23 protein-coding genes are annotated in these 26,975 nt (G+C 64.5%); 12 read left to right on the forward strand and 11 right to left on the reverse strand.

Features of this window, described 5'->3' with window-relative positions; translation table 11 throughout:
- Together ACP2YO_RS09100 and ACP2YO_RS09105 are read left to right on the forward strand one after the other, a co-directional pair.
- A complete protein-coding gene (locus tag ACP2YO_RS09100; protein WP_426440560.1) occupies nucleotides 1–648 on the forward strand; it encodes a DUF1007 family protein in 648 nt (215 codons plus the stop codon).
- A complete protein-coding gene (locus tag ACP2YO_RS09105; RefSeq protein ID WP_426440561.1) occupies nucleotides 645–1,769 on the forward strand; it encodes a nickel/cobalt transporter in 1,125 nt (374 codons plus the stop codon). Before ACP2YO_RS09100 ends, ACP2YO_RS09105 begins: the two co-directional genes overlap by 4 nt.
- A 154-nt stretch (nucleotides 1,770–1,923) precedes the next feature.
- Here ACP2YO_RS09105 and ACP2YO_RS09110 read toward each other — a convergent pair whose 3' ends face one another.
- Nucleotides 1,924–2,322: an MAPEG family protein gene (locus ACP2YO_RS09110; RefSeq protein ID WP_426440562.1), complete on the reverse strand. Its 399-nt coding sequence runs from the start codon at nucleotides 2,320–2,322 to the stop codon at nucleotides 1,924–1,926.
- Nucleotides 2,323–2,460: 138 nt separating this feature from the next.
- On the opposite strand from ACP2YO_RS09110, the gene hemH reads away from it, so the two are divergent.
- From hemH to ACP2YO_RS09125, 3 genes are all read left to right on the forward strand, one after another.
- Nucleotides 2,461–3,495: a ferrochelatase gene (gene hemH / locus ACP2YO_RS09115; protein ID WP_426440563.1), complete on the forward strand. Its 1,035-nt coding sequence runs from the start codon at nucleotides 2,461–2,463 to the stop codon at nucleotides 3,493–3,495.
- 178 nt (nucleotides 3,496–3,673) lie between these two features.
- A complete protein-coding gene (locus tag ACP2YO_RS09120; RefSeq protein WP_426440564.1) occupies nucleotides 3,674–4,675 on the forward strand; it encodes an SPFH domain-containing protein in 1,002 nt (333 codons plus the stop codon).
- Nucleotides 4,676–4,861: 186 nt separating this feature from the next.
- Nucleotides 4,862–5,308 carry an NfeD family protein gene (locus ACP2YO_RS09125; protein WP_426440565.1) on the forward strand — a complete coding sequence of 149 codons (447 nt, stop codon included), beginning with the start codon at nucleotides 4,862–4,864 and terminating at the stop codon, nucleotides 5,306–5,308.
- A 163-nt stretch (nucleotides 5,309–5,471) separates the two neighbouring features.
- Here the strand turns inward: ACP2YO_RS09125 and ACP2YO_RS09130 are convergent, their stop codons facing one another.
- Nucleotides 5,472–5,804: a winged helix-turn-helix transcriptional regulator gene (locus ACP2YO_RS09130; RefSeq protein ID WP_426440566.1), complete on the reverse strand. Its 333-nt coding sequence runs from the start codon at nucleotides 5,802–5,804 to the stop codon at nucleotides 5,472–5,474.
- 75 nt (nucleotides 5,805–5,879) lie between these two features.
- Between ACP2YO_RS09130 and ACP2YO_RS09135 the strand changes: the two genes are divergently transcribed.
- On the forward strand, nucleotides 5,880–6,419 hold the full coding sequence (locus tag ACP2YO_RS09135; protein WP_426440567.1) for a carboxymuconolactone decarboxylase family protein: 540 nt from the start codon (nucleotides 5,880–5,882) through the stop codon (nucleotides 6,417–6,419).
- Between the two features lie 105 nt (nucleotides 6,420–6,524).
- Here the strand turns inward: ACP2YO_RS09135 and ACP2YO_RS09140 are convergent, their stop codons facing one another.
- The gene (locus tag ACP2YO_RS09140; protein WP_426440568.1) at nucleotides 6,525–7,532 is read right to left on the reverse strand and encodes a KpsF/GutQ family sugar-phosphate isomerase; all 1,008 of its coding nucleotides are present in this window, start codon (nucleotides 7,530–7,532) and stop codon (nucleotides 6,525–6,527) included.
- A gap of 245 nt (nucleotides 7,533–7,777) precedes the next feature.
- On the opposite strand from ACP2YO_RS09140, the gene ACP2YO_RS09145 reads away from it, so the two are divergent.
- Together ACP2YO_RS09145 and ACP2YO_RS09150 are read left to right on the forward strand one after the other, a co-directional pair.
- Nucleotides 7,778–9,442 carry an outer membrane beta-barrel protein gene (locus ACP2YO_RS09145; protein ID WP_426440569.1) on the forward strand — a complete coding sequence of 555 codons (1,665 nt, stop codon included), beginning with the start codon at nucleotides 7,778–7,780 and terminating at the stop codon, nucleotides 9,440–9,442.
- 113 nt (nucleotides 9,443–9,555) lie between these two features.
- Entirely contained in the window at nucleotides 9,556–9,999 is a 444-nt protein-coding gene (locus tag ACP2YO_RS09150; RefSeq protein WP_426440570.1) for a hypothetical protein, read from the forward strand.
- Nucleotides 10,000–10,148: 149 nt separating this feature from the next.
- Here ACP2YO_RS09150 and ACP2YO_RS09155 read toward each other — a convergent pair whose 3' ends face one another.
- The gene (locus ACP2YO_RS09155; RefSeq protein ID WP_426440571.1) at nucleotides 10,149–11,606 is read right to left on the reverse strand and encodes a glutamate synthase subunit beta; all 1,458 of its coding nucleotides are present in this window, start codon (nucleotides 11,604–11,606) and stop codon (nucleotides 10,149–10,151) included.
- 151 nt (nucleotides 11,607–11,757) lie between these two features.
- Nucleotides 11,758–16,512, reverse strand: coding sequence for a glutamate synthase large subunit (gltB, locus tag ACP2YO_RS09160; protein WP_426440572.1), 4,755 nt, complete (start codon nucleotides 16,510–16,512; stop codon nucleotides 11,758–11,760).
- Nucleotides 16,513–16,983: 471 nt separating this feature from the next.
- On the opposite strand from gltB, the gene ACP2YO_RS09165 reads away from it, so the two are divergent.
- Complete coding sequence (locus ACP2YO_RS09165) at nucleotides 16,984–17,736, forward strand: hypothetical protein (protein ID WP_426440573.1); 753 nt, start codon at nucleotides 16,984–16,986, stop codon at nucleotides 17,734–17,736.
- Between the two features lie 76 nt (nucleotides 17,737–17,812).
- Here the strand turns inward: ACP2YO_RS09165 and ACP2YO_RS09170 are convergent, their stop codons facing one another.
- Nucleotides 17,813–18,289, reverse strand: coding sequence for an Hsp20 family protein (locus ACP2YO_RS09170; RefSeq protein WP_426440574.1), 477 nt, complete (start codon nucleotides 18,287–18,289; stop codon nucleotides 17,813–17,815).
- A 219-nt stretch (nucleotides 18,290–18,508) separates the two neighbouring features.
- Here ACP2YO_RS09170 and ACP2YO_RS09175 point away from each other — a divergent pair, with 219 nt between their 5' ends.
- The gene (locus tag ACP2YO_RS09175; protein ID WP_426440575.1) at nucleotides 18,509–19,456 is read left to right on the forward strand and encodes an alpha/beta hydrolase; all 948 of its coding nucleotides are present in this window, start codon (nucleotides 18,509–18,511) and stop codon (nucleotides 19,454–19,456) included.
- Nucleotides 19,457–19,494: 38 nt separating this feature from the next.
- On the opposite strand, the gene ACP2YO_RS09180 is transcribed toward ACP2YO_RS09175, so the two are convergent.
- Both ACP2YO_RS09180 and ACP2YO_RS09185 read right to left on the reverse strand, forming a co-directional pair.
- Nucleotides 19,495–20,154, reverse strand: a complete 660-nt coding sequence (locus tag ACP2YO_RS09180) for a hypothetical protein (RefSeq protein ID WP_426440576.1) — start codon at nucleotides 20,152–20,154, stop codon at nucleotides 19,495–19,497.
- A gap of 61 nt (nucleotides 20,155–20,215) precedes the next feature.
- A complete protein-coding gene (locus tag ACP2YO_RS09185) occupies nucleotides 20,216–22,015 on the reverse strand; it encodes an adenylate/guanylate cyclase domain-containing protein (protein ID WP_426440577.1) in 1,800 nt (599 codons plus the stop codon).
- Between the two features lie 239 nt (nucleotides 22,016–22,254).
- On the opposite strand from ACP2YO_RS09185, the gene ACP2YO_RS09190 reads away from it, so the two are divergent.
- Nucleotides 22,255–22,890 (forward strand): LysE family translocator, encoded by a 636-nt coding sequence (locus ACP2YO_RS09190; RefSeq protein WP_426440578.1) that lies wholly within the window; start codon nucleotides 22,255–22,257, stop codon nucleotides 22,888–22,890.
- Nucleotides 22,891–22,942: 52 nt separating this feature from the next.
- Here the strand turns inward: ACP2YO_RS09190 and ACP2YO_RS09195 are convergent, their stop codons facing one another.
- Entirely contained in the window at nucleotides 22,943–23,707 is a 765-nt protein-coding gene (locus ACP2YO_RS09195; RefSeq protein WP_426440579.1) for a sulfite exporter TauE/SafE family protein, read from the reverse strand.
- A gap of 92 nt (nucleotides 23,708–23,799) precedes the next feature.
- Here ACP2YO_RS09195 and ACP2YO_RS09200 point away from each other — a divergent pair, with 92 nt between their 5' ends.
- A complete protein-coding gene (locus tag ACP2YO_RS09200) occupies nucleotides 23,800–24,693 on the forward strand; it encodes a LysR family transcriptional regulator (RefSeq protein ID WP_426440580.1) in 894 nt (297 codons plus the stop codon).
- Nucleotides 24,694–24,760: 67 nt separating this feature from the next.
- Here the strand turns inward: ACP2YO_RS09200 and hisN are convergent, their stop codons facing one another.
- Nucleotides 24,761–25,540 carry a histidinol-phosphatase gene (hisN, locus tag ACP2YO_RS09205; RefSeq protein WP_426440581.1) on the reverse strand — a complete coding sequence of 260 codons (780 nt, stop codon included), beginning with the start codon at nucleotides 25,538–25,540 and terminating at the stop codon, nucleotides 24,761–24,763.
- Between the two features lie 540 nt (nucleotides 25,541–26,080).
- Entirely contained in the window at nucleotides 26,081–26,968 is an 888-nt protein-coding gene (locus ACP2YO_RS09210) for an N-formylglutamate amidohydrolase (RefSeq protein WP_426440582.1), read from the reverse strand.
- Nucleotides 26,969–26,975: the final 7 nt, after the last annotated feature.

Genomic DNA, 26,975 nt, shown 5'->3' on the forward strand with positions numbered 1-26,975 from the left:
GTGAGGCCGGCCTTCAACCGCCTCATCGCCTGGCTCGTGCTTGCGGCTGCCGTCGTGCTCGGCGCGGCGGCAGCCCAAGCCCATCCCCATGTCTGGATCACTGCCAGGAGCGAGTTGATTTATGCCCCCGACGGCACCATCACCGGCGTGCGCCACGCCTGGACCTTCGACGACATGTTCTCGTCCTACGCGTTGCAGGGCATCGAGGCCAAGACCAAGGGCGCCTACAGCCGCGAGGAACTCGCGGCACTCGCGCAGACCAATGTCGAGTCGCTGAAGGAATATGCCTATTTCACCTTCGCCAAGGCCGACGGCAAGAAGCAGAAGTTCACCGAGCCGGTCGACTACTTCCTCGAATACAAGGATACGGAACTGACGCTGCACTTCACCCTGCCGGTGAAGACGCCATTCAAGGCCAAACAGCTCTCGCTCGAGGTGTTCGATCCGACCTACTTCATCGACTTCCAATACGCAGAGAAGAACCCGATCAAGCTGGTCGGTGCATCGGCCGACTGCAAGATGCAGTTCCAGCGGCCGAATGACGGCAGCGCAGCCGCACAGAAGCTCGGCGAGCAGAATTTCCTCGACGGCAGCGCAAGCAATTTCGCCATGATGTTCGCCAACAAGATTGTGGTGGAGTGCCCATGATGCCGAAATTGTCTCGCGTGATGCGCGGCGTTGCTATCTCTGCGGCCGTGCTGGCCGTACTCGCCCTGCTCGATGGCGCGATTCACACGCTGCTGGCGCAGAATCCCTTCGGCGCGCCGCGCGCACCTGAGCCGCAAGGTGGGATCATCGGCTGGCTGCTCGCAAAACAGTCGGAATTCTATCGCGAGATATCGGCGACCATTCGCGCCGCGAAGTCCGACGGTTCGGCGGTCTGGACGCTGCTCGGCATTTCCTTTGCCTACGGGATCTTTCACGCCGCGGGCCCGGGCCACGGCAAGGCGGTAATCTCGTCCTATCTGGTCGCCAATCGCGAGACCGCGCGGCGTGGCATCGTGCTGTCGTTTGCCTCGGCGCTGATGCAGTCGCTGGTCGCCGTCATCATCGTCGCGATCTGCGCCTGGCTGCTCAACGCCACGGCGAAAACCATGTGCGGGGCAGAGAAGGCGATCGAGATCGCAAGCTACGCGCTGATCGCCGCGTTTGGCGCCCGCCTCGTCTGGGTCAAAGGCGGCGGCTTCATCCGCGCGCTGCAGGTGCCGCGCCCGGCGCTGGCGATGGCGGGAGCGCCGCAGGATGATCATGGCGACCACGACCAAGGCCATGATCACCACCACCATCACGCGTATGAGCGCCACGACCACGGTCATGACCTCGGTCATGACCATGACCATGACCATGATCACGGCCACGATCCGCACCATGTTCATGACGAGCATTGCGGGCATTCGCACGGGCCGACGCCGGCCGAACTCGCCGGTCCCGGCGGCTGGCAGCGCGGCCTGGGTGCGATCTTCACGGTCGGGATCCGGCCGTGCTCGGGCGCGATCCTGGTGCTGGTGTTCGCGCTGGCGCAGGGCCTGTTCTGGGCCGGCATTGCCGCGGCCTTCGTGATGGGGCTCGGGACCGCGATCACCGTCGCGGCGATCGCGATCGCCGCCGTGTCGGCGCGCGGCATTGCGGAGAAGTTGAGCGCCACGCGGGATGGCGGCGGCGTGCTGATCATGCGCGGCCTGGAATTCGGCGCCGCCGGGCTCGTGCTGCTGTTCGGGCTCGGCCTGCTGTTCGGCTATGTCGCGGCCGAGCGGGTGACGTGTTTTTAGGTCACCTCGCCCCGCTTGCGGGGAGAGGTCGCCGCGTGCCTGCGCGGCGGGTGAGGGGGACTCACCGCGCACTCCCCTGCGACTGCATGTGCAGAAGCAGCCCCTCACCCCGGCCCTCTCCCCGCAAGAACGGGGAGAGGGAGAAGAAGCGGCATCACCCCGGCAAATAGCCCCTTATCGCCGGCAGGAAGAAGATCGCGATGTTGATCGCGAAACCGATGCTCCACAGGATCGAGCGCAGCGTTGGCCGGTTGCCGACATAGGTGAAGACATAGGCGATGCGGACGATCAGGAACAGCACCGCCAGTTCGTCGATCAGGCGCAACGGGCCGATGCGGAATTCGGCGAGCAGCACGGCGGCCGCGAAGAACGGGAAAGCCTCGACGCCGTTCTGGTGCGCGCCGAGCGCCCGCGCGCCGATCGGGTCGTCATAGAAGTCGGGATCGCGCGGCCGGGAATTGTCGAAGCGGCGGAAGCCGATCCATTTCACGGATGCGATCGTCAGGATCGAGAGCATCAGCGTCCCGAAGACGCACCATTCGGCGACCGTCATGGTTCCTTCCCATAGCGTTTTCGAGCGAAGTGGACCCGGTTCGCGTCAAGAAAACGCGTCAAAACAAAAGCCGGACCGAACCGTAGCCAACTCGCGCTCGGCTTGACAAGGTCGGAGCAACGCGCGAAGCCCACGATCATGAGCACGGTCATCCCCTTCGAGAGCGCGAAGCCGGCCGCGGAAGCGACGCCGGAGCGCGTCGGCGTGCTGCTGGTCAACCTCGGGACGCCGGATACGGCCGATGCCGCCGGCGTCCGGGTTTACCTCAAGGAATTCCTGTCCGATCCGCGGGTGATCGAGAACCAGGGCCTGCTCTGGAAGCTGATCCTCACCGGCATCCTGTGTATCCGGCCCGCCCGCAAGGCACGCGACTACCAGAAGATCTGGAACACTGAGAAGAACGAGTCGCCGCTGAAGACGATCACGCGCGCGCAGGCCGAGAGGCTGGCGGCCGATATCGCCGATCACGCCCATGTCGTGGTCGACTGGGCGATGCGCTATGGCAACCCGTCGATCGCCTCGCGGATCGCAGCACTTGCCGCGCAGGGCTGCGGCCGCCTCCTGGTCGTGCCGCTCTATCCGCAGTATTCCGCGGCAACCTCGGCCACCGTCTGCGACGAGGTGTTTCGCGTGCTGGCCGGTATGCGCGACCAGCCGATCCTGCGCGTGACGCCGCCCTACTACGACGACCCCGACTACATCGAGGCGTTGGCGGTTTCGATCAATGCGCATATGGCCAGCCTCTCGTTCCAGCCCGAAGTCATCCTTGCGTCGTTCCACGGCATGCCGAAATCGTATGTCGACAAGGGCGACCCCTACGAGGCGCAGTGCATCGCAACAACGGACGCCCTGCGCAAACGGCTCGGGCTCGAGTCCTCCCGGTTGGTCCTGACATTTCAATCGCGCTTCGGTAACGCCGAGTGGCTGCAACCATATACGGACAAGACCGTCGCGAAGCTGGCAAAAGACGGTGTGCGGCGAATTGCCGTGGTGATGCCCGGCTTCTCCGCCGATTGCCTGGAGACGCTGGAGGAGATCGCGCAGGAAAACGCCGAGATCTTCACGCATAATGGCGGCGAGCAGTTCGCCGCGATCCCCTGTCTCAACGACAGCGACGGCGGCATGGACGTGATCCGCCAGCTCGTGCTGCGCGAGCTTCAGGGTTGGATCTGATTGTTAACGATCCATGACACTGGACACGCGGTATCCGTTCAGCCCAGATGCATCTGGCAGCAGCAACGGCACTCCCTAGGTAATGGTTAGAACAACAGCCGGCTGAACCGGCGCAGCGGTGCTGCAGACCAATGCACGACCGCGCCCGGCGACTAGTCTGCCGGCTTTGGAGGACTTTATGACTGGCTTCGATATTTTCGCGATCGCCTTTGTTCTTCTCGTCATCATCACGCTGTTCGCCGGGGTCAAGACCGTCCCGCAAGGCTATGACTGGACCATCGAGCGGTTCGGAAAATACACCCGCACGATGACACCAGGCCTCAATCTGATCGTGCCCTATTTCGACCGGGTCGGGCGCAAGATCAACATGATGGAGCAGGTGATCAACATCCCCGAGCAGGAGGTGATCACCAAGGACAACGCCACCGTGACGGTGGACGGCGTCGCGTTCTACCAAGTGTTCGACGCCGCGAAGGCAAGCTACGAGGTCGCCAATCTCAACCAGGCGATCATCGTGCTGACCATGACCAATATCCGCTCGGTGATGGGCTCGATGGATCTCGACCAGGTGCTATCGCATCGCGACGAGATCAACGAGCGGCTGCTGCGCGTCGTCGACGCCGCGGTGTCGCCGTGGGGCCTCAAGGTCAACCGCATCGAGATCAAGGACATCGTGCCGCCGGCCGACCTCGTCGAGGCGATGGGCCGGCAGATGAAGGCCGAGCGCGTCAAGCGCGCCGACATCCTCCAGGCCGAGGGCCAGCGGCAGTCGGAAATCCTGCGCGCCGAGGGCGCCAAGCAGGGCCAGATCCTGCAGGCCGAGGGCCGCAAGGAGGCCGCGTTCCGCGATGCCGAGGCGCGCGAGCGGTCCGCCGAGGCCGAGGCCAAGGCGACGCAAATGGTGTCTGAGGCGATCGCCAAGGGCGACGTCGCCGCGCTGAATTATTTCATCGCCGACAAGTACATCAGGGCGTTCGGGCAATTGGCCGACTCGCCGAACCAGAAAATCATCATGCTGCCGATCGAGGCCACCAGCATTCTGGGCTCGCTTGCCGGCATCGGCGAGATCGCCAAGGCTACCTTCGGCGAGAGCGCCGCATCCGCCCAGGCAGCCGCGCGGCGCAGCTCGGTGCCGTCGGCTGGTCCAACGCCGCCGCCCCCAGTGCCGCCGCAGAGGTGACGACGTCATGACGATCACGCTGGCGCATTCCGTTCACCTCTCCCCTTGTGGGAGAGGTCGGATCGCGTCAGCGATCCGGGTGAGGGGTCTCTCTCCCCGGAGAGACCGCAACCCCTCACCCCAGCCCTCTCCCACAAGGGGAGAGCGAGCGCACCTCCGTTGCAGAGGCATGATAGAGGTCGTGTGATGGCCGAGATGTTTTCGACGTTGGGTACCTGGAACTGGCTGATCTTCGGCTTCATCCTGATGGCGCTGGAGCTGGCGGCGCCCGGCGTGTTCCTGTTCTGGCTCGGGCTTGCAGCGCTGCTCGTCGGTCTGCTGTCGTTCGCGATCAACCCCTCCTGGCAGACGCAGCTCCTGATGTTCGCGGTGTTCGCCGCGGCGGCCGTGCCGCTCTGGCGGCATCTTGCCAAGAGCGCGACACAGGTCAGCAAGAGCAATCCGTTCCTCAACCGGCGCACCGAGGCGCTGATCGGCCGCGAATTCACGCTGGAGAAGCCGATCGTCGATGGCTCAGGCACCGTGCGGATCGACGATACGATCTGGCGCGTGGCCGGGCCCGATACGCCGGCCGGTAGCCGGGTGAAGATCGTGCGCGCCGACGGTGCCAGCCTGACGGTGGCGGCGGCTTAGGTTTGCGTGACGAGGCTCTTGCTTCGCCTCGCCCCGCTTGCGGGGAGAGGTCGGATTGCGCAGCAATCCGGGTGAGGGGGTACAGGTCTATCGACAGATCACCGTCGCGGATGAAGCCCCTCACCCCAACCCTCTCCCCGTAAGAACGGGGAGAGGGAGAAAATCAGCGATCCGATTTGCTCCAGCTCTCGGCGAAGCGATGCAGCGGCGTGAAGGTCTGGAATAATTCCCTGCCAAGCCCGGTGAGCCGATAGCCGTCGTCCGTCAGCTCGACGAACCCAGCCTCGCGCAATTCGGTCAGCCTTGTCTGCAGGATCGTCGGCGAGGCCTCGTCGCAAGCGGTGCGCAGTGCGCGCGACGTCAGTGGCGCCTCGCGCAATTCCCAGATGATACGCAGGGTCCAGCGGCGTCCAAGCAGGTCGAGCAACGCCATGATCGGCCGGCCGGTCCGCGAGCCGCGGACACTGCGTTTGGCCGTGCTGACCTGTTTGGGCATGCGACGATCCTTCTTGCATGTTGCTACAGGTATTGTAGCGTGATGCTACATTAAATGTAGCAAGGACATCAGGCCATGTCACGCATCGCGCCGCTGGAACCGCCGTACGCAGCAGATATTCAACAGCATTTCGACCGCATCATGCGCGGCAAGCCGCCGCTGGTGCTGTTCCGTGTCATGGCCGGGCATCAGCGCGCCTGGGAGAAGTTTCGCGGCGGCAGCCTGCTCGACCGTGGGCCGCTCTCGCTCAGGGAGCGTGAGATCGTGATCGATCGCACCTGCGCGCTGAACGCCTGCGAGTATGAATGGGGTGTGCACGTCGCGGCGTTTGGCGCGGCCGCGGCGTTTTCGGAGGAGCAGGTCCGCGCCACCGTGCGTGGCGAAGCCGATGCAAGCTGCTGGTCGGCGGCCGAGCAGGCGATGTTAGCTGCGGTCGACGCGCTGCATGCGCGCGCGACGCTTGATGACGCCGAGTTTGCGGCGCTGTCGGCGCATTACGACGACGACAAGATCCTGGAGATCATCCTGTTGTGCGGCTTCTATCGCACGGTGTCGTATCTCGCGAATGCGCTGGCGTTGCCGCTTGAGGCGACTGCGGCGCGGTTTCCGGCCTAGCATCGTCATTGCGAGGAGCGAAGCGACGAAGCAATCCATCTCTCCACACGAACGGAGAGATGGATTGCTTCGCTTCGCTCGCAATGACGGGGAGAGAATGCAACCCTACGCCACGCCCGCCCGTAACAGGTCGTGCAAATGGATGATGCCGACCGGCTTCCTCGCATCCGTCACGATCAGCGTGGTGATCTTCGAGGCGTTGAGCAGCTCGAGCGCCTCGCCCGCGAGGGTGTCGCGGCCGATCGTCTTGGGGGACTTCGTCATCACCTCGTCGACCGACAGGGTCAAGAGCTCCGGGCGCATCTGCCGGCGCAGGTCGCCGTCGGTGACGATGCCCGCGATATGGCCGCCCGCATCGACGATGCCGACGCAGCCAAAGCCCTTCGAGGTCATCTCGACCAGCGCGTCCGACATCTTGGTGCCGAGCGGCTTCAAGGGCAGCGCGTCGCCCGTATGCATGAGGTCGCGGGCATATTTCAGCTGCGCGCCGAGCTTGCCGCCCGGATGCAGTACGCTGAAATCGGTGGAGGTGAAGCCGCGGCCTTCCAGCAGCGCAATCGCGAGCGCATCGCCGAGCGCCAGCATCATCAGCGAGGACGTCGTCGGCGCAAGATTGTGCGGGCAGGCTTCGCGCGCCTTCGGCAGCGTCAACTGCACGTCGGCCGCCTTGCTCAGCGTCGAATCCTTGTCTGCCGTCATCGCGATCAGCGGAATGCCGAAGCGCGCCGCATAGGCGATCAGATTCCGCATCTCCGGCTGCTCGCCGGACCACGACAGCGCGAGGATCACATCGTCGGCGGTGATCATGCCGAGATCGCCGTGGCTGGCTTCGCCCGAGTGCACGAAGAACGCCGGCGTGCCGGTCGAGGCACAGGTCGCAGCGATCTTGCGGCCGATATGGCCTGATTTGCCGAGCCCGGTGACGATCACCCGTCCCTTCGACTTGCGGATCAGTTCGGCCGCCGCGGTAAAGGACGTGCCGAGATCGGACTTGAGCGCCGCGATGATCGCGGCGACGCCGCTTGCTTCGGCATCGAGGGTGCGGAGCGCCGATTGAACGGCGCCGTCATCAGGCCCGGATGATTTGGTCATCAGTGGTTTCGGTTTGGCCATGTCGGATTCCAGGGAGGGCTTTGCGCCCGGGTGCCTCCCTTAGCACGGTCCAGACAAAGAGGCGACGCGTCGGCCGCCGTCCTCAACCGGTCGTTAACCATAATTGTTTTAACTCCATTAACGACGTTTTCCGCCGCCGATCGGAGTGCGTCTGGCAAGTGTATGAATTAGTTGGGGTATTTTACATCGTGGTGCGGGGTCCAGCAACGGGCCGAGATGGGCGCGCACGCCTCGTTCGCGTTGCCTTGCCATGCCTTGCGCTGATCGCGATGCCGGGCCTCGCCGCAGCCCAGACCGTGACGCCGGATCTGTTCAGCTCGACGCGCCAGAGCCAGATCGTCGATCCAAACTCGCCGCTGCGCCGGACCACGGCCGACGCTGCCGATCCTCTCAACACTACGGGCCTGCCCGACCCGGATCGCGACAAGCCCGCGCCGTCGCGCATCGGGCAGATCCCGACCTATGGTCTGCCGGCCGCCAACGGCGCCGCGACCTCGGGTTACGACTCGCTCAATCGCAAGCGGCAGCAGCCGAAATACTATCCGGGCCAGGCGAAGCCGAAGCCGCCGCCGGGGCCCGGCTCGCTGCCGCCCGCGCCGCCACCGAAGAACGCGGCCGGGCAGCTGCGCCTGTCGATCCCGCCCTCGGAGCTAGCCAACAAGCCGCCGCTGCCGCCGGCGATGGCCGGCACGATTCCGGGCCAGCCGCCGCGCAAGCGGCTGAAGATCGACGACGATCCGTTCGGCGCGGTCGGCGATTACGCCGGCTCCTTCCTGATCAAGACCGCGGTCGAGGTGATGGGCGGCTACGACACCAATCCCGGCCGGCTGTATCAGCCGCAGGGACGGGCGTTCTACATGGTCTCGCCGGAATTCCTCGCGGTGTCCGACTGGGAGCGTCATGCGGTCGTCGCCGATCTGCGCGGCTCCTTCACCGGCTACGGCTCCGGCCTGACGCCGAACGCCGACGGCACGCCGTTGTCGGCGCCGCTCGACGTCGACCGTCCCAACTTCAACGGCCATATCGACGGCCGCTTCGACGTCTCGCGCGACACGCACATCACAGCGGAGGCGCGCGCCCTGATCTCGACCGACAATCCCGGCAGCCCGAACGTGCAGACCGGCCTCGCCAAGTTCCCGCTGTACAGCACGATCGGCGGCACCTTCGGCATTGACCAGAATTTCAACCGCCTCAACGTCGCCGCCGGCGCCACCATCGACCGCACCGACTATCAGTGGTCACGGCTCACCGACGGCACCATGTCGTCGAACGACGACCGCAACTTCAGCCAGTATGGCGGCATCAGCCGCGTCAGTTATGAACTGACACCCGCCGTCAAGCCCTTCGTCGAAGTGGAAGGCGACAGCCGCGTCCATGATCTCACTCTCGACCGCAGCGGCTACGCGCGCGATTCGACCGGCGGCTACGCCAAGGCCGGCACCTCCTTCGAGTTCACGCGGCTCCTGTTCGGCGAAGTCTCGATCGGCTATGCCGCGCGCGACTATGCCGACCCGCGGCTCAGCCGGCTGGAGGGCCTGCTCACCACGGCCTCGCTGACCTGGAACGCGACGCCGCTGACGACTGCAAAGTTCTACTCCGACACCCAGTTCGGCGAGACCACGCTGCCCGGCACCTCCGGCGTGTTGTCCCGTACCTACACCGTCGAGGTCGACCACGACTTCCGCCGCTGGCTGACCGGCATCGGCAAGTTCACCTACGGCACGCTCGAGTACAAGGGCGGCGACAACCGCAACGACACGATCTACTCGATCTCGGGCGACATCATCTACAAGCTGACCCGCAGCCTCTGGATCAAGGGTACCCTGCGCCGCGACTGGCTCGACTCGAACGAGGTGGGACAGAACTCGGCCTCGACCGTGGTGATGCTGGGCGTGCGGGTGCAGAATTAGCGTCTCTCCGCCAGGATCGGACGTCGACCCCCTCTGTTGCCAACTTGTAATCTGCCGATCTTGAACGGGGTGCGCGCTGGCGCCCACCACTCTCTGCAAACACGGAGAGTCACTTGAAACGCATCGTCATCGTTGCCGCATTGCTGATGAGCACAGCCGTTCAAGCTCACGCCGATCAACTGACGGTCAGGTGGTACGACACCATCCGACCGCACGGACACAAGCGGCCCAATGCCGTCGGCCAGGCGGCCGTGAGTGCCTGCAACCAAAGGGTCGGCGTCGTGGATCAGGGATACGTTCCCGAGGCTTTCAAGGTTTGCATGAGCGGTTTCGGCTATCGCTTCATGTCCGACACGCTGAAGCGCTCCAGCCAGCCGTCGGTCACCTACAACCGCGACTCGCGGGACCCTTCCGTGGGCTGGCACACCGAGAACGGAATGCGGGTCTGTCACAACGACTGCGACAATCCCGAAATTCCGGGCTCCGGCGCCGTGTGCAAGAACGTCGACGTGATGGGCATGCCGATGCGGGAATGCGTGACAGGTAACTCGCTGTAGGCTCCCGGTGTCATGCCCCGCGAAAGCGGGGCATCCAGTACGCCGCGGCCCATCCGCTCAAGCTCTGGCGTCTCTGGAATACTGCATCGCCCGCTTTCGCGGGCGACGACAGTTGAATTCATGGTTGGGCCGAGCCCTGACCGCCGCGCCTACCGCGGCAGGTCCGTCTTCCCCATCAGGAACGTGTCGATCGACCTTGCGCAGAGGCGGCCTTCGCGGATCGCCCAGACCACCAGCGACTGGCCGCGGCGCATGTCGCCGGCAGAGAAGACCTTCGTCTTCGAGGTCTGGTAGTCCTGCAAATTGGCGCGGACGTTGCCGCGCTGGTCGAGATCGACGCCGAGCGTCTTGAGCAGGCCCTCGTGCACGGGATGCACAAAGCCCATCGCGAGCAGCACGAGGTCGGCGTCGAACGTGAACTCGGTGCCGGGCAGCGGCTTGAACTTGTCGTCGACCTTGACGCAGTGCAGCTTCGTGACCCTGCCGTCGATGCCTTCGAACTTGGTCGTCAGCACCGCGAATTCGCGCGCTGCGCCTTCGGCCTGGCTCGACGAGGTCCGCATCTTCAGCGGCCAGTTCGGCCAGGTCACGCCCTTGTCCTCATGTTCCGGCGGAGCCGGCATGATCTCGAGTTGGGTCACCGACTTGGCGCCTTGCCGGAACGACGTGCCGATGCAGTCCGAGCCGGTGTCGCCGCCGCCGATCACGATGACATGCTTGCCGCCGGCGAGGATGTCGGGGACGCCGTTCAACGGCTCGCCGGAGACGCGGCGGTTCTGCTGCGGCAGGAAATCCATCGCGAAGTGGATGCCGGCGAGGTCGCGGCCGGGGATCGGCAGATCGCGCGGAGCTTCCGCACCGCCGGTCAGCGCCACGGCGTCATATTGCTTGGCCAGTTCCTGCGGATCGATCGCGTTCGCCGCGGCGCCGCCGACCGGCTTGCCGTAGTGGAAGGTCACGCCCTCGGCTTCCATCTGCGCCACGCGGCGGTCGATGATGTTCTTTTCCATCTTGAAGTCGGGAATACCGTAACGAAGCAGGCCGCCGGCCTTGGCGAACTTCTCGTACAGGTGCACGTCGTGGCCGGCGCGCGCGAGTTGCTGCGCGCAGGCCATGCCGGCCGGGCCGGAGCCGATCACCGCGACCTTCTTGCCGGTCTTCTGCGGGGCGATCTCCGGCTTCACCCAGCCATTGTCCCACGCGCGGTCGACAATCGCGCATTCGATCGTCTTGATGGTGACCGGGTTGTCGTCGATGTTGAGCGTGCAGGAGGCTTCGCAGGGTGCCGGGCAGATGCGTCCGGTGAACTCGGGGAAATTGTTGGTCGAGTGCAAATTGCGCGCGGCCTCTTCCCAATTGTCCTGATAGACGAGGTCGTTGAAATCAGGGATCTGGTTGTTGACCGGACAGCCCGGCGTACCCGGCGCGGCCGAGCCGGTGCCGTGGCAATAGGGAATGCCGCAGTTCATGCAGCGCGCGGCCTGGTCGCGGGTGTCTTTCTCGCTCAGGGGAATGACGAACTCGCTGAAGTTCTTCAGCCGCTCGGCGACCGGCTCGTACTTGCGGTCATGCCGTTCGATCTCGAGAAAACCTGTGATCTTGCCCATTAAACCCGATGCCCCTGCATCTAGTGTTCGTTCAAATCTATTCCGTCAGGTTCCGTCATTGCGAGGAGCGGAGCGACGAAGCAATCCATCTGTCCGCGGATGGGGTTTATGGATTGCTTCGCTGCGCTCGCAATGACGGTCTTGTCTAGCGCTACGCTCCGATCGCGATTTTCGGCTCGGCGTCGGCGTTCTTCGCCTTCATTTCCTTCAGCGCGCGGCGGTACTCCACCGGCATCACCTTGCGGAATTTCGGCAGCCAGGTCTTCCAGTTTGCGAGGATCTCGGCCGCCTTCTTCGAGCCTGTCAGCTTGGCCTGACGCGTGATCAGCACATGCAGCCGCTCGACGTCGGATTCGAGCAAGTCCTGGAACACGTCGACCCGGCCATGGGCCTCGAGATCGCCGGAGTGATGGTAGGTGCCTTCGTTGATCATCTCTTCCGACAGCACCGGCTCGAGCTCGACCATCGCGAGGTTGCAGAGTTTGGCGAAGTCGCCGGCCTCATCCAGCACATAGGCGATGCCGCCGGACATGCCGGCCGCGAAGTTGCGCCCGGTCTTGCCGAGCACCACGACGATGCCGCCGGTCATGTATTCGCAGCAATGGTCGCCGGCGCCTTCGACGACGGCGACTGCGCCCGAGTTGCGCACGGCAAAGCGCTCGCCGGCGATGCCGCGGAAGTAGCATTCGCCCGCGATCGCGCCATACATCACGGTATTTCCGACGATGATCGACTCTTCCGGGACGATCCCGGAGAGCCTTGGCGGCTTGACGATGATGCGTCCGCCCGAGAGGCCCTTGCCGACATAGTCGTTGCCTTCACCTTCGAGCTCGAAGGTAACGCCCCTGGCGAGCCAAGCGCCGAACGCCTGTCCCGCCGTGCCCTTCAGGCTGACATGGATGGTGTCGAGTGGCAGTCCTTCGTGGCCGTAGATCTTGGCCACCCTGCCCGACAGCATCGCGCCGGCGGAACGGTCGGTGTTGTTGATCTCTTCCTCGATTCGGACCGGTGCGCCGCGGTCGAGCGCAGCCTGCGCCTGCTCGATCAGCCGGCGGTCGAGCACGGCCTCCAGATGATGGTCCTGCGATTCCGAGTGATAGATCTTCTGGCCCTTCTCCTCCGGCTGCCGCACGAACAGCTTGGAGAAATCGAGGCCCTTGGCCTTCCAGTGCGTGACCAGCGCGGTCTGGTCCAGCATCTGGACCTGGCCGACCATCTCGTTGAACGCCTTGAAGCCGAGCTGCGCCATGATCTCACGCACTTCCTCGGCAACGAAGAAGAAGTAGTTGATCACGTGCTCGGGCTGGCCGGTGAAGCGCTTGCGCAGGACGGGGTCCTGGGTGGCGACGCCGACCGGGCAGGTGTTGAGGTGGCACTTGCGCATCATGATGCAACCGGCGGCGATCAGCGGCGCGGTAGCGAAGCCGAACTCGTCGGCCCCGAGCAGCGCGCCGATCACGACGTCACGGCCGGTGCGGAAGCCGCCATCGACCTGAACCACGATGCGGCTGCGCAGCCGCTGGCGCACCAGCGTCTGGTGGGTTTCGGCGAGGCCGATTTCCCACGGTGAGCCCGCATGCTTGATCGAGGTGAGGGGGGAGGCGCCCGTGCCGCCCTCGAAGCCCGCGATGGTGACATGGTCGGCGCGCGCCTTGGCGACGCCGGAAGCAACCGTGCCGACGCCGACTTCGGAGACCAGCTTGACTGAGACCATGCCGTCCGGATTGACGTTCTTGAGATCGTAGATCAGCTGGGCAAGGTCTTCGATCGAATAGATGTCGTGATGCGGCGGCGGCGAGATCAGGCCGACGCCCGGGGTCGAATGCCGGACCTTGGCGATGACAGCGTCGACCTTGTGGCCGGGCAGCTGGCCGCCCTCGCCGGGCTTGGCCCCCTGCGCCATCTTGATCTGCATCATGTCGGAATTGACGAGATACTCCGTCGTCACGCCGAACCGGCCCGAGGCGACCTGCTTGATCGCCGAGCGCATGCTGTCGCCGTTCGGCAGCGGCTTGAAGCGGTCGGATTCCTCGCCGCCTTCGCCGGTGTTCGACTTGCCGCCGATCCGGTTCATCGCGATCGCGAGCGTGGTGTGCGCCTCGCGCGAGATCGAGCCGAACGACATCGCGCCGGTGGCGAAGCGCTTGACGAGGTCCTTGGCCGACTCGACATCCTCGAGCTTGACCGGCTTGCGCTTGTCGTCCTCGGCGCTCTTGATCCGGAACAGGCCGCGCAGCGTCAACAGCCGCTCGGACTGCTCGTTGAGGATCTTGGCGAAGGCACGATAACGCTCCAGCGAGTTGCCGCGTGCGGCATGCTGCAGCATCGAAACCGATTCCGCGGTCCATGCGTGGTCCTCGCCGCGGGTGCGGAAGGCGTATTCGCCGCCGACGTCGAGCGCGGTCTTGTAGACCTGCGCCTCGCCGAACGCGTCGTTGTGGCGCCGCACCGTCTCCTCGGCGATTTCGGCGAGCCCGACGCCCTCGATGCGGGTGTGGGTGCCTGCAAAATACTTGGCGATGAAGTCCGCCTTCAGGCCGACCGCGTCGAAGATTTGCGCGCCGCAATAGGACTGGTAGGTCGAGATGCCCATCTTGGACATCACCTTGAGCAGGCCCTTGCCGATCGACTTGATGTAGCGCTTGACGATCTCGTAGTCGTCGAGCGCGCCGGGCAGCCTCTCCTTCATTGCTAGGATGGATTCGAACGCGAGATAGGGATTGATCGCCTCGGCGCCGTAGCCGGCGAGGCAGGCGAAGTGATGCACCTCGCGCGGCTCGCCGGATTCGACCACGAGGCCGACCGAGGTGCGCAATCCGGTGCGGATCAGATGATGATGCACGGCGGCGCAGGCCAGCAGCGACGGGATCGGAATCCGGTCGGTGCCGGTCATCCGGTCGGACAGGATGATGATGTTGATGCCCTCGCGCACCGCGCCTTCGGCGCGCGCGCAGAGCTCGTCGAGCACCTGCTCCATGCCCGCGGCGCCGAAGCCGGCGTGGAAGGTGGTGTCGAGCGTGCGCGACTTGAAATGGGTGTCGGGGACGTCGGAGATCGAGCGGATCTTCTCGAGATCCGCATCGGTCAGGATCGGCTGACGCACTTCAAGGCGCTGGGTCGAGGCCAGCCCCTGCAGGTCGAACAGGTTCGGCCGCGGCCCGATGATCGAGACGAGGCTCATGACGAGTTCCTCGCGGATCGGGTCGATCGGCGGGTTGGTGACCTGCGCGAAGTTCTGCTTGAAGTAGGTGAAGAGCTGCTTGGGCTTGTCCGACAGCGCCGAGATCGGCGTGTCGTTGCCCATCGAGCCGGCGGCTTCCTCGCCGATGGACGCCATCGGCGTCATCAGGATGGTGATGTCTTCCTGGCTGTAGCCGAACGCCTGTTGCCGGTCGAGCAGCGGCAGGTTGGAACGCACTCCCTTGGCCGGCGCACCCGGCAGCTCCTCGAGCTGCAGCTGGGTGCGATGCAGCCACTCGCTGTAAGGGTGGCTCTTGGCGAGGTCGGCCTTGATCTCGTCGTCGGGAATCAGGCGGCCTTCCTCGAGGTCGACGAGCAGCATCTTGCCGGGCTGCAGCCGCCACTTGGTGACGATCTGCTCCTCCGGAATCTTCAGCACGCCCATTTCGGACGCCATCACGATGCGATCGTCCTTTGTCACCAGATAGCGCGCCGGCCGCAGACCGTTGCGATCGAGGGTGGCGCCGATCTTGCGGCCGTCGGTGAAGGCGATCGCGGCCGGGCCGTCCCACGGCTCCATCAGCGCAGCGTGATATTCGTAGAACGCGCGGCGCTGCTCATCCATCAGGGGATTGCCGGCCCACGCTTCCGGAATCATCATCATGACGGCATGCGGAAGGGAATATCCGCCCTGGACCAGGAATTCGAGCGCGTTGTCAAAGCACGCGGTGTCGCTCTGGCCTTCGTAGGAGATCGGCCACAAACGGCTGATGTCCTTGCCGTAAGCTTCCGAATGCACCGACGCCTGCCGCGCCGCCATCCAGTTGACGTTGCCGCGCAGCGTGTTGATTTCGCCGTTATGGGCGATCATCCGGTAGGGATGCGCCAGCGACCAGGTCGGGAAGGTGTTCGTCGAGAAGCGCTGATGCACCAGCGCCAGCGCGCTCTCGAAATCCGCCTCGTGCAGGTCGGGATAGTACTTGCCGAGCTGGTCGGCGAGGAACATGCCCTTGTAGATCACGGTGCGGCACGACAGCGAGCACGGGTAGTAGCCCGCCATGCCGCGGTCGCGGCGCTGGTAGATCGCCTGCGAGATCGACTTGCGCAGGATGTAGAGCCGGCGCTCGAAATCGTCCTCGCTCTTGACCGCGCCGTTGCGGCCGATGAAGACCTGCATGTGATAGGGCTCGGTCGGCTTCACGGTGACGCCGAGCGAGGAATTGTCACTGGGCACGTCACGCCAGCCGAGCAGCCTGAAGCCCTCGTTCTTGATCTCTTCGGCGATAATGCTCTTGATCACGTTCCGCCACGCCGCATCGCGCGGCATGAACAGCGCACCGATGGCGTATTCGCCGGGCTTCGGCAGCTTGAAGCCGATCTCGACGGCCTTGCGCGTGAAGAAGGCGTGCGGGATCTGCACCAGGATGCCGGCGCCGTCACCGGCGCGCGGGTCGGCGCCGACCGCGCCGCGATGTTCCAGATTGCAGAGGATGCTCACCGCGTCGGAAACGATCTGATGCGACTTCTGGCCCTTGATGTTGGCGATGAAGCCGACGCCGCAGGAGTCCTTTTCCAGGCTCAGGTCGTACAGGCCTTCGGCTTGCGGGCGCCAGGTGTGGAGTTCGGGGGTGTGCGGCCCATACGCGGCATCGGCGGCTTTCGAACCCGCGGTCGCCGACAGCGTTCCTGCCACGATGGTTTCGCGCTCGAATTCCGACCCGCTCATGTGTCCTCTCCCTTCGTAAGGGGCCTCACCGTTATTGGCGCACCTTGGGCGTTGCGGCACCCACCGGGCCACCGCTCGTCCGCCGCGAGCCGCAATTTCCTTAATTCAGGCTGGGAGCGTTCGACGTCCCTGAGGAACGGCCCTGCCTGCAGCATTCTCGGAACCCGGAGCGCCGAGTTTTCGTTGCAATCCCTGTGCCGGGAATGGCTCCGAAATTGTGACAGTCTTGCTGTCCTAACTCCGACCTTGCCAAATTTTTGTCTATCACACAAGCGCGTGAGAGTCCTCGCCTGCATGCTCTGATCGGACAGCTCGGCGGACGCGCGGCGCCCCTGATTTGAAGCAAACGCGCCGTGATCCGGCCCAAGGAGCGACCAAGGACTGCCGGAATTCACAATGAAATTCACAGGAGGCAGCCGGCAAGAGAGCGGGAACGCTCCTCGGAGCGTGGGGCGTACAGGAGCTACGGCAATGAAGTTGTTCACAGGATGGGTTGCAGCGGCCGGTCTGGCGCTCAGCGCAGCCTCGGCGCAGGCGCAGTTGCTGGCGCCCTCCGAGATCGGCAGTCCGTCGGCCATCAAGGTCTCCGACATCGGAGGGCCTTATGCCGCCATGCCGCCGGAGATTCCGCCGCCGCCGCGTTACGGCCGCTTGCCGAGCCTGCTGCCGGCGATGGAGGTCTACACCGTGCTGCGCGAGAACGGATATCTGCCGCTTGGTGCCCCGCGGCAGCGCGGTTTCGTCTATACGATCGCGGTGATCGACCACGGTGGTGACGACGGGCAGCTGGTGATCGACGCCCGCAACGGGCGCATCGTCCGCTTCACGCCGGCCTACGCGATGGGTGACAATTTCAATGACGGGCTGGCTGCGACCTACGGGCCGGCCGGCCCGATGCAGGCGCGCGAACTGCGTCCGCCGGCCCCGATACCACACGTCGCAAGTCGCTCAGTCCCGATCCCGAAGCGGAGCCCACTTGCGGCGAGATCGGCTCCAGCCGCGGTCCAGGCCACGGCGCCGGCGCCCGCTCCCACCGAGGCGGCAGCACCCGCGCCGGCCCAGCAGACAGCAGCCGCCGCGCCGAAGCCGACCGAGGCCCAGGCCGCGCCTCAAGCCGCTCCGCAGACCGAGACTCCGACGGTCGGCCAGGCTGCCTCTCCGGCTCCGGCTGCACCTGCGATCCTGCCGACCCAGGAGATGCCGAAGGTCCAAGGCCTGGAGTAGCGCGCCGCAAAAAAAACGCCCCGGTTTCCCGGGGCGTTTTCGCGTGCAGCCAATATCTGCTGACGCTGGATTTGACTTAGGCCGCAACCTTGGCCGCCGAGCCGTCGACGACCTGCGGTGCCTTCTCGCCGCCAGAGATCGGAATGCTGCGGGGCTTCTTGGCCTCGGGGATCTCGCGGACGAGGTCGACATGGAGCAGGCCGTTCTCGAGCGAGGCGTTCTTCACCTGCACGAAGTCGGCAAGCTGGAACACGCGCTCAAAGGCGCGCGAGGCGATGCCGCGATAGAGCACCTCGGCCTTGTCGCCGGAGTTCTCATTGGCGGTTTTCTCGCCCTTGATCGTCAGCGTGTTTTCCTTCGCGACGATCGAGAGCTCGGCCTGCGCGAAGCCGGACACCGCAACGCTGATGCGGTACGCGTTTTCGCCTGTGCGCTCGATGTTGTAGGGGGGATAACCGGGGCTGCCGTCCGAAGTGACCTGGTCGAGCATATTGAAGAGGCGGTCGAAGCCGACGGTGGAACGATAGAACGGGGTGAGGTCGTAGCTACGCATAGGGTAGTCCTCCATTGAGCGACTGTTTCAAATACCCGCCCGCCAATCGGGCCGGGCCTAGTCTTGTGCAGCCTGATGTTCCGGTTCCGAAACACTGGTAGCGGCCTGCACTGAGGTGATATGGGAGGGGCATATGTTGCGTTCAAGAGGCCGAAACAGCGTCGCTTTTTGGCGCCGTGCCCTTGATCTCCAGTCTCTTCCATCCAGCCGGTTCCCTGCATGACGCTCGTCTCGATTCCCGCCAATCCGGTCCCGGAGGACGTTGTCAGCGGCACCATCAAGACCTCAGACGGAGCGGAGCTTCGCTTCGCCCGCTGGGCGCCGCCGCCCGGCCGCAAGGGCACGGTCTGTGTCTTCGCCGGGCGCGGCGAGATGATCGAGAAATACTTCGAGACGGTGCGTGACCTGCGCGACCGCGGCTTCGCGGTGGCGATGATCGACTGGCGCGGGCAGGGGCACTCGTCGCGGCGGCTGCGCGATCCGCGCAAGGGCTACGTGCGCGACTTCGCCGACTACGAGATCGACGTCGAGGCTTTCGTGCAGCAGGTGGTGTTGCCGGATTGTCCGCCGCCCTACTTCGCGCTGGCGCATTCGATGGGCGGCGCGGTGATGTTGCGGTTGGCGCATGCCGGCAAGCGCTGGTTCGATCGCATGGTGCTGTCGGCGCCGATGATCGATCTGCCGCGCCGCCGCGTGTCCTTCATCCCGAGCGCGCTGTTGCGGATCATGCGCCTGACCGGGCAGGGCGGCAACTACGTGCCGGGCGGCAACGACGTGCTGGTCGGGATGGCGCCCTTTATCAACAATCCCGTGACCAGCGATCCCGTACGCCACGCCCGCAATGCTGCGATCCTGGAGGAAGATCCCACCCTCGGCATCGCGGCGCCGACGGTCGCCTGGGCCGACACGGCGTTCACCGCGATGCGCACCTTCCGCGGCATGTCCTACCCGACCGAAATCCGGCAGCCGATCCTGATGCTCGCGGCGAGCAATGACGAGGTGGTGTCGACAGCAGCGATCGAGGAGTTCGCCTATCATCTGCGCGCCGGCTCGCACCTCGTGATCGCCGGCTCCAAGCACGAAATCCTGCAGGAGCAGGACCGCTACCGCGCGCAATTCTGGGCGGCGTTCGACGCCTTCGTGCCGGGCACGCCGCTGTTCAAGTGAGCCGCTTTTGAGCCGCTTTTTCTTGCGAGGCCGATCGCTCAGCGATTCAGCAGTGCGACGATCCGGTCGGGAAAACGCCGCTCGACGAACAGTACCTTGACCTCGGCGACGCTGAGATAGCGGTCCTTGCCCTCGCCCTTGCCCATGAAGTCGAGCAGCACCGGCCACTCGCCGAGCATCAGGAGCGGATAGTAAAAATGCAGGATCGCGTAGGTCCAGGAATGCTCGCCCTTGGCGCGCTGGAAGTTGGCGGCCATGAAGGTTTTGACGTCGGATGCCGACAGCCCACGCTCGGTGCCGCCATCGGGATTTGGATAGTCCTTGCCGAAGGTGGCGAGACGCGCGATCTCGTCCTCATGCACCACGTCACGCTGGTCGAGGATGCGCGAGCCGGCGCCGTGCTTGTCGAGCGGACCGTTGCGCAATTCGTCGAGGATGGCGCCCTTGGTCAGGCTGCGCAACTGGCTGAACGGACCGATGCCATTTGCCATCTGCGCGACCATGAAGATCTTCATGTCGGTAATGAGCGCCGGCAGGCCGGTCTTGCCGGTCGCGCGGCCGATCGTCTTGGTCAGATCCGGCAGCGGCACGATATGGCCGCCGACATAGTCGCCGGCGACCAGCGCGCGCAGGAACGGGCAGGGATTATCGGGCGAAACCTGCGGGGCAGGCGTTTCGCGTGCAGCGATATCGGGCATCAAACAGCATCCTGAAAAGCCTTCAGTCTAAAAGGCACCCGTTACCGTGGGATGAACTCGCCTAGGACTCTACGGCGAGTCTAGGCGTCGTCGCAACCAGAGCGAGTTTGCCGAAAGGGATGCCGGCTTTCAAGAGGCCGTCGCGATAATGGGCGATATCGGCCGGGTTCTTCCAGTGGAAATTGCGCAAGTGCCGTTCGACGGTCAGTCCCGGAAAGTTGCCGAGCAAGGCTTGGGCGGCCTCCGCGGCCTCATCGGTACGTCCCAATTTGGCGAGCGCCGCAGCGCGGACCGCAAGGCCCTGCAGGTGGTTTGGGTTGAGATAGAGCGTTTCGCGCGACCATGACAGTGATGCGTCATATTGCCCGAGCAGGTAATGGCTGAACGCGTTCAAGGCTCCCCATTGATAACGGGGATCGCTGTTGTCGCGCTGCACCGCCATCGAGAACAGTTCGACCGCTCTGCGGTGATCGCCGATCACCATGTGGCAGATGCCGAGCACGCCGCGTGCGCCCATGTCGTACGGGTTGAGCTCGATCGCACGCTTGATGGCGTCCATCGCGGCTTCATGGTGCCCCTGCATCGCGTGCAGATAGGCCAGCAGCGCGAAGGCAAAGGACGAGCGCGGATCGAGCCGCACGCTGCTTTCGGCGAGGCTGACCGACGATGCCCACAATTCGCGCGTGCTTGGGATCCATCCGAACTGGGAGCCCTGAATCTGGATGGTAGCCAGATAAGCGCGGGCGATCGACAGCGCGGGGTCGAGTTTGATCGCCTCGTTGAACAGCGCGATCGCGATGTCGGAATCGTCCTTGGTCTGGTGATAGTAGTGCGACAGGCCCTTGAGGAAGCGATCCCACGCCGTCAATTCGGAATTGGGCGAGCGTGCCGGCGCGGAGGCTTCGGCACGATAAATCTCCTGGGCGACCGCGGCGGAGAGATTGGAGGTGATCTCGTCCTGCATCGCGAACAGGTCGCCCATGTCGCGGTCATAGCGGCCGGTCCACAACTGTTCGCCCTTTTCCGGCGCAATCAGTTCGGCGGTGACGCGGATCTTGTTGCCGGCGCGCCGCACAGAGCCCTGGATCAGATAGCTTGCGTCGATCTCGCGCGCGATCAGGCGAGTAAAGAGGTTCTTGCCCTTGTAGGCGAAGGTCGAGTTCCGGCCCAGCACGCGATAGAAGGATTGCAGCGACAGCGCGTGGATCAGATCCTCGGTCAGGCCGTCGGAGAAGTATTCATCGGCGCCGCCGCTGAGATTGTCGAACGGCAGCACGCCGACAATCGCGGTCCGGTACTGTCCCGGCAGATGCGGTCCCTCCTGCGGGATTTTCTCCTGCAGATCGGAGCCGGCCGGCGCCCAAGTCCAGACACTGACCGGTTCGGCGATGTTCTTGAAGCGGTGCGGGCCGGCATCGAGCAGGGTGACGGCAAGCCGCCGCCCGGCCTCGGTCCGGGCCTTCTCCGAGACCGCGATGCCGCCGGGCGCTGCGACCGTCTCGAGACGGACCGCGATATTGACGTCGTCGCCAAACACCTCGTCCTCGTCGGCCATGACGTCGCCCATGTGGACGCCCATCCGGAAATGCATGGCGCGATCGGCCGGCAGATGGTCGTTGCGTTCGGCCATCAGCGTCTGCATCGCGACCGCGGCCTCGATGGCGCCGATGATGCTTGGAAACTCCAGCAGGAAGCCGTCGCCGGTATTTTTGACGATACGGCCGCCATGGTTGAGGATGATCGGGTAGATCGCGCTGCGGTGAGCCTTGAACGAGGCATGGGTCCCCGCCTCGTCGGCACCCATCATGCGGGAATAGCCAGCGATGTCAGCGCAAAGAATGGCGGCTAGCCGTCTTTCCATGTCCCTCTTGCCCCGGAATGGCCACGCAACCGACGTGACCGAATCCAATACTTACAAGACATGCCATAGCTGGCGAAAGCCCGGTCTGCGCACAACTATAGTGCATTGGAGCAGGAATTGGCATGCGACCAACGGACTTCGCGATGTGATATCCTAGTAGACGTGTATGTCGCAGGGATGGCGCGGCTCAGGCCAGGCATTCTTTCCGCTTTATGATTCACATGGGTTAGTTTGCTGTCATGCTCGGTATCCACGAACTCTGGCTGTTTGTCGCGTCGGGCCTGCTGCTCAACATCACGCCGGGGCCGGATACCGCCTATATCATCGGCCGAAGCATCCAGCTGGGGTGGCGCGGTGGCGCTGCGGCTGCCCTTGGCATCAGCTGCGGCTGCCTGGTTCATGTGCTGGGCGCGGCGATCGGCCTGTCGGCGCTCCTGATGACGTCGTCGGCCGCATTCCTCGCGGTCAAGCTGGTTGGCGCGGCCTATCTGGTCCTGACCGGCCTGCAGATGCTGCTATCGCGCGCCAAGCCGATCGCGGACATGACGGGACAGGGCGGTGAGACCTCGATCTGGCGGATTTTCTGGCAAGGGACGCTAACCAATGTCCTCAACCCAAAGGTCGCGTTGTTCTTCCTGGCCTTCCTGCCGCAATTCGTGGCGGCGGACGCCCCGCACAAGGCGCTGGCTTTCCTGTTCCTCGGGGTGATCTTCATCGTCAACGGCACACTGTGGTGCCTTGGTGTCGCGGCCTTCGCGGCGCGCGCCGCGGGTCGCATCCGGCAATCGGCCGGCGTGATTGCCTGGATCAACCGCTCGCTCGGCGGCCTGTTCATCTATCTCGGCTTCCGCGTCGCGATGCTGGAGTCTCGCTGAGTCATAGCGTTTTCGAGCGAAGTGGATTTCCGGTTCGCGTGAAGAAAACGCGTCAAAACAACAACGATCCGTGCAGCTTCATCAGCGCGCTGCCGGCCAGATAGAGGCCGAGGAGGATCATCGAGATCAGGAACCAGCGGCGGAATACCTCGGGCTGCATCCGAGTCCGGACGGCCTGGCCGATGAACATGCCGGTGAATGACGCCACCATCGCGACCGCGCCCGGCACCGCGGTGGCTGATGTCAGCAGGCCCGCTGCCGTGAGATTGAAGGCAAGTGCAACGGTCGCGGTGGTGAAGAAGACGCCCAGCGCCTGCACCAGTTCGTCCCGCTCCAGCCCGATCGCCTGCATGAACGGCATCGAGGGGATAACCTGCACGCCGGTCGCCGCCGAGATCAGCCCGGTCACCACGCCAACGATGCCGCCGATCCATTTTTCGTTGCGCCGGGCGACCTTGAAGCTGAACTTGCTCAGGCCCACGATCGCATAGATCACCAGCAACAGTCCGAGGACAATGGTGCCATAAACCGCATAAGGCCCAGTCAAGAGTCCGGCGTTGAGCCAGATGCCGATCACGGTGCCGAGCATCAGCGGCCACAGCCGTTTGAGAATGTCGCGCAGATAGGGGCCGACAAAGGTCTGCCAGATATTGGTGACGATCGCTGGCACGATCACGATCGCGATCGCCTGGCCCGGCGGCATCGTCACCGCGAGCAACCCCATCGCCACCGTCGGCAGGCCGAGGCCCAGCGTGCCCTTGACGAAGCCGGCAAGCAGGAACGCGAACGCGATAAAGATAAGGAGATGGTCGATCATGGCGCGACATTGACCGATCGACGCGATCGGCACAATCTGGAGGTTACGGGGTTAGCCTTCGGGCAGGCCGAAGGTAAGGGCCAGGAAACGCCATGCGGTTCGACCTGATCGACTTGCAATTGTTCATCGCGGTGGCGGATGCGCGCAGCATCACAAGGGGCGCGGCGCGTGCCAACCTGGCGCTGGCCTCGGCCAGCGAGCGGATCAAGGGCCTGGAGGAAGCGCTGGGCGTTGCGCTGCTCAAGCGTGGCCGCCGCGGCGTCGAACTGACGGCGGCGGGCGAGAGCCTGCTCGACCACGCCCGCATCGTGATGCACAATGTCGAGGCCTTGCAGGGTGATCTCGCCGCCTATGCCAGCGGTGTCCGCGCCAGCGTGCTGCTGCTCGCCAACACCTCGGGGCTGTCGGAGCATCTGCCGCGGGCGCTGGCCGCCTTCCTGCACGAACATCCCGAGATCAACATCGATGTCGAGGAGCGCGAGAGCACCGACATTGCGACCGCGATCGCCAGCGGCGCCGCCGATCTCGGCTTTGCCGCGGAACATGCGCTGCCCGACAGCGTCGAGCGCTTCCTGTTCAGCGAGGACCGGCTGATGCTGGTGGCGGCGCGGCGCAGCGACCTCGGCAACCGCCGCCAGATCGATTTCCAGGAGGTGGTCGAGCGCGATTTCGTCGGTCTGACGGCGACGACCGCGCTGCAGCTCCATGTGTCCAAGCATGCGGCAAAGCTCGGCGCGCGGCTGCGCTTCCGTGCGCGCTTGCGCGATTTCGACGCCATCTGCCAGATGGTCGCAGCCGATGTCGGCGTTGCCGTGGTCCCGGAGACCGCCGCCCGGCGCTGCACGGCGGCGATGCCGATCGTCGCGATCCGGATCCGCGACGGTTGGGCCAACCGCCGGCTGACGATCTGCGCCCGCAGCTTCAAGGCGCTGCCGCGGCCGGCCAAGCAGCTGGTGGAATATCTGCGAGCCGGAGTGCCGCACTAACGGGGGCCCGACATCGCCGTCTCGCGCCGGCGTCCTTGATCACCCTTGGATCAACCTTGGCCCATGATCAGGCGTTGAGCAGCTTCATCGCGGCTTCATGCACCCGCGGGTCGCCGGCGGCGATGATGCGGCCGCCGCCTTGGGCCGGTTTGCCGTCCCAGGTGGTGACGATGCCGCCGGCGCCGGTGATGATCGGGATCAATGCGGCAATGTCGTAGGATTTCAGCCCGGTCTCGACCACGAGGTCGAGATGGCCGGCGGCGAGCATGCAGTAGGAGTAGCAGTCGCCGCCATAGCGCGTCAGGCGCGCGGCCTGCTCGATGCGGTTGAAGCAGGCGCGATCGGCCTCGTTCATCAAAAGCGGGCTCGTGGTGTAGGCCGTCGCTTCCTTCAGCGCGGCGCAGCGCCGCACCGTGAGCTTGCGGCCGCCCGACGGGCCGGCGTAATGCGCCGAGCCGTTGTCGCCGGAGAAGCGTTCGCCGATATAGGGCTGGTGCATCATGCCGAACACCGGCGTGCCCTTATGCAGCAGCGCGATCAGCGTGCCCCAGATCGGAAAGCCGGCGATGAAGGATTTGGTGCCGTCGATCGGATCGAGCACCCAGACATAGTCGGCGTCCTCGCGCTCATTGCCGAATTCCTCGCCGACGATGCCGTGCTGCGGGAAACTGGCCTTGATCAGGCGTCGCATCACCGCCTCCGCGGCACGGTCGGCCTCGGTGACGGGATCGAAGTCGCTGGCGCTCTTGTTGTCGACGGAAAGCGAAGTCCGAAAGAACGGCAGGATGGTTTCGCCGGATACGGTCGCGAGGCGGCCGATGAAGGCGGTAAAGTCGATGACCGTCACGGCAGTTCCCTAACAGCGCACGGGAGATGGAAGTCGGAAGCGTTTCTTGCCTAGCTCAATCCGTTGCGATGCGCACGATTAACGGAACGTTATCCCGCTCTGATGACGCGGTTCCGGGCTTTCGAATCGGCTTCGTTTGCGAAAGCTATCCCGGCCGCGGCAGGGCTCACGAAGTCGCGAGTTCTGGTATACGGGTTATGCATCAAACGCTGAGCAGATCGTTCATTTCTTATAAGATATTGATATAACATAATAAAACTGACTTTAACCGGTCTGTTGCATATTCGCCAGTCCGGCAGAGATTGCGTGGGAAATGTTTCGAAAGTTCTTGCGTTTTGTGCAGCGCGGCCGCATATTGTTGCGGTGCGGTAGCGCCTTGCGCTATCGCTGCCCTCCTTGGGCGTTTCCTCCCTAGACTTGGGCCGCTTGTTCATTCAAGCGGCCCTTTTTTCTTTTCGATGCTTGTCCGTCGTCAGGATGGTCCAAAGAATCAGACCTCGGATGCGCCATCGCGTATCCGGAATAATGATGGCGCGCCGCTTACTCGGCTGCGGCCTGGAACGGGCCAAGATCGCTGAGCGGCACATCGGCGAGCGCGTCGGCGAGCTTCGCGAAATCGGCGGCCACCTGGGCGAAGCGCGGGCCGCGTTCGCGGCGGCGCTCGTCCATATAGACCGCGCGATTGAGTTCGATCTGGACGGTATGCAGGCCGCTCGCCGGATTGCCGTAATGCTCGGTGATGAAGCCGCCGGCATAGGGCTTGTTGCGGCCGATCGAATAGCCGAGCGAACTCATGACCTCCTCGACGAGATCGGGCAGCAGCGGCGCGCAGCTCGTGCCGTAGCGGTCGCCGATCACGATGTCGGGTCGGCGCGGCTCGTCGCGCGACACGCCGATCGAGGGCATCGAATGGCAGTCGATCACGATCACGGTGCCGAACGCCTGGTGCGCCTTGTTGATCAGCCGGCGCAGCGCGCGGTGATAAGGCTTGTACAGCACCTCGATCCGGCTCAGCGCCTCGTCGACGTCGAGCCGCTCGCGATAGATCTCCTGGCCGTCGCCGACCACGCGCGGGATGGTGCCGAGGCCGCCGGCGACCCGCATCGAGCGCGTGTTGGCAAAGCTCGGCAGCCGTCCGGTGAACATGCGCGGGTCGAGTTCATAGGGCTCGCGATTGACGTCGACATAGGAGCGCGGGAAGTTGACGCGCACGGTCGGGAAGCCGCGGTCGCTCAAGTCCGCGATCAACTCGTCCATGAAGGAATCTTCGGAGCGGCGCAGCGCAGCAAGATCGATCCGCGACGCATTCAGGAAATCGGTCGGATAGACCGAACCCGAATGCGGGGAATTGAAGATCACCGGCGCGCGCCACGCCTGCGGCTCCACAATCTCGAACGAGGGCGACAACTCGCCGGCAAATTCGGTCATTCCCTTG

This window comes from Bradyrhizobium genosp. P (assembly GCF_049949265.1).
In the GTDB taxonomy this organism is placed as follows: domain Bacteria; phylum Pseudomonadota; class Alphaproteobacteria; order Rhizobiales; family Xanthobacteraceae; genus Bradyrhizobium.

Bases quoted from the DNA above. Each gene is read 5' to 3' on its own strand.
- ACP2YO_RS09105 (WP_426440561.1), top strand. From the start codon at position 645: ATGATGCCGAAATTGTCTCGCGTGATGCGCGGCGTTGCTATCTCTGCG.
- ACP2YO_RS09110 (WP_426440562.1), bottom strand. From the start codon at position 2,322: ATGACGGTCGCCGAATGGTGCGTCTTCGGGACGCTGATGCTCTCGATC.
- hemH (WP_426440563.1), top strand. From the start codon at position 2,461: ATGAGCACGGTCATCCCCTTCGAGAGCGCGAAGCCGGCCGCGGAAGCG.
- ACP2YO_RS09120 (WP_426440564.1), top strand. From the start codon at position 3,674: ATGACTGGCTTCGATATTTTCGCGATCGCCTTTGTTCTTCTCGTCATC.
- ACP2YO_RS09125 (WP_426440565.1), top strand. From the start codon at position 4,862: ATGGCCGAGATGTTTTCGACGTTGGGTACCTGGAACTGGCTGATCTTC.
- ACP2YO_RS09130 (WP_426440566.1), bottom strand. From the start codon at position 5,804: ATGCCCAAACAGGTCAGCACGGCCAAACGCAGTGTCCGCGGCTCGCGG.
- ACP2YO_RS09135 (WP_426440567.1), top strand. From the start codon at position 5,880: ATGTCACGCATCGCGCCGCTGGAACCGCCGTACGCAGCAGATATTCAA.
- ACP2YO_RS09140 (WP_426440568.1), bottom strand. From the start codon at position 7,532: ATGGCCAAACCGAAACCACTGATGACCAAATCATCCGGGCCTGATGAC.
- ACP2YO_RS09155 (WP_426440571.1), bottom strand. From the start codon at position 11,606: ATGGGCAAGATCACAGGTTTTCTCGAGATCGAACGGCATGACCGCAAG.
- gltB (WP_426440572.1), bottom strand. From the start codon at position 16,512: ATGAGCGGGTCGGAATTCGAGCGCGAAACCATCGTGGCAGGAACGCTG.
- ACP2YO_RS09165 (WP_426440573.1), top strand. From the start codon at position 16,984: ATGAAGTTGTTCACAGGATGGGTTGCAGCGGCCGGTCTGGCGCTCAGC.
- ACP2YO_RS09170 (WP_426440574.1), bottom strand. From the start codon at position 18,289: ATGCGTAGCTACGACCTCACCCCGTTCTATCGTTCCACCGTCGGCTTC.
- ACP2YO_RS09175 (WP_426440575.1), top strand. From the start codon at position 18,509: ATGACGCTCGTCTCGATTCCCGCCAATCCGGTCCCGGAGGACGTTGTC.
- ACP2YO_RS09180 (WP_426440576.1), bottom strand. From the start codon at position 20,154: ATGCCCGATATCGCTGCACGCGAAACGCCTGCCCCGCAGGTTTCGCCC.
- ACP2YO_RS09185 (WP_426440577.1), bottom strand. From the start codon at position 22,015: ATGGAAAGACGGCTAGCCGCCATTCTTTGCGCTGACATCGCTGGCTAT.
- ACP2YO_RS09190 (WP_426440578.1), top strand. From the start codon at position 22,255: ATGCTCGGTATCCACGAACTCTGGCTGTTTGTCGCGTCGGGCCTGCTG.
- ACP2YO_RS09195 (WP_426440579.1), bottom strand. From the start codon at position 23,707: ATGATCGACCATCTCCTTATCTTTATCGCGTTCGCGTTCCTGCTTGCC.
- ACP2YO_RS09200 (WP_426440580.1), top strand. From the start codon at position 23,800: ATGCGGTTCGACCTGATCGACTTGCAATTGTTCATCGCGGTGGCGGAT.
- ACP2YO_RS09210 (WP_426440582.1), bottom strand. From the start codon at position 26,968: ATGACCGAATTTGCCGGCGAGTTGTCGCCCTCGTTCGAGATTGTGGAG.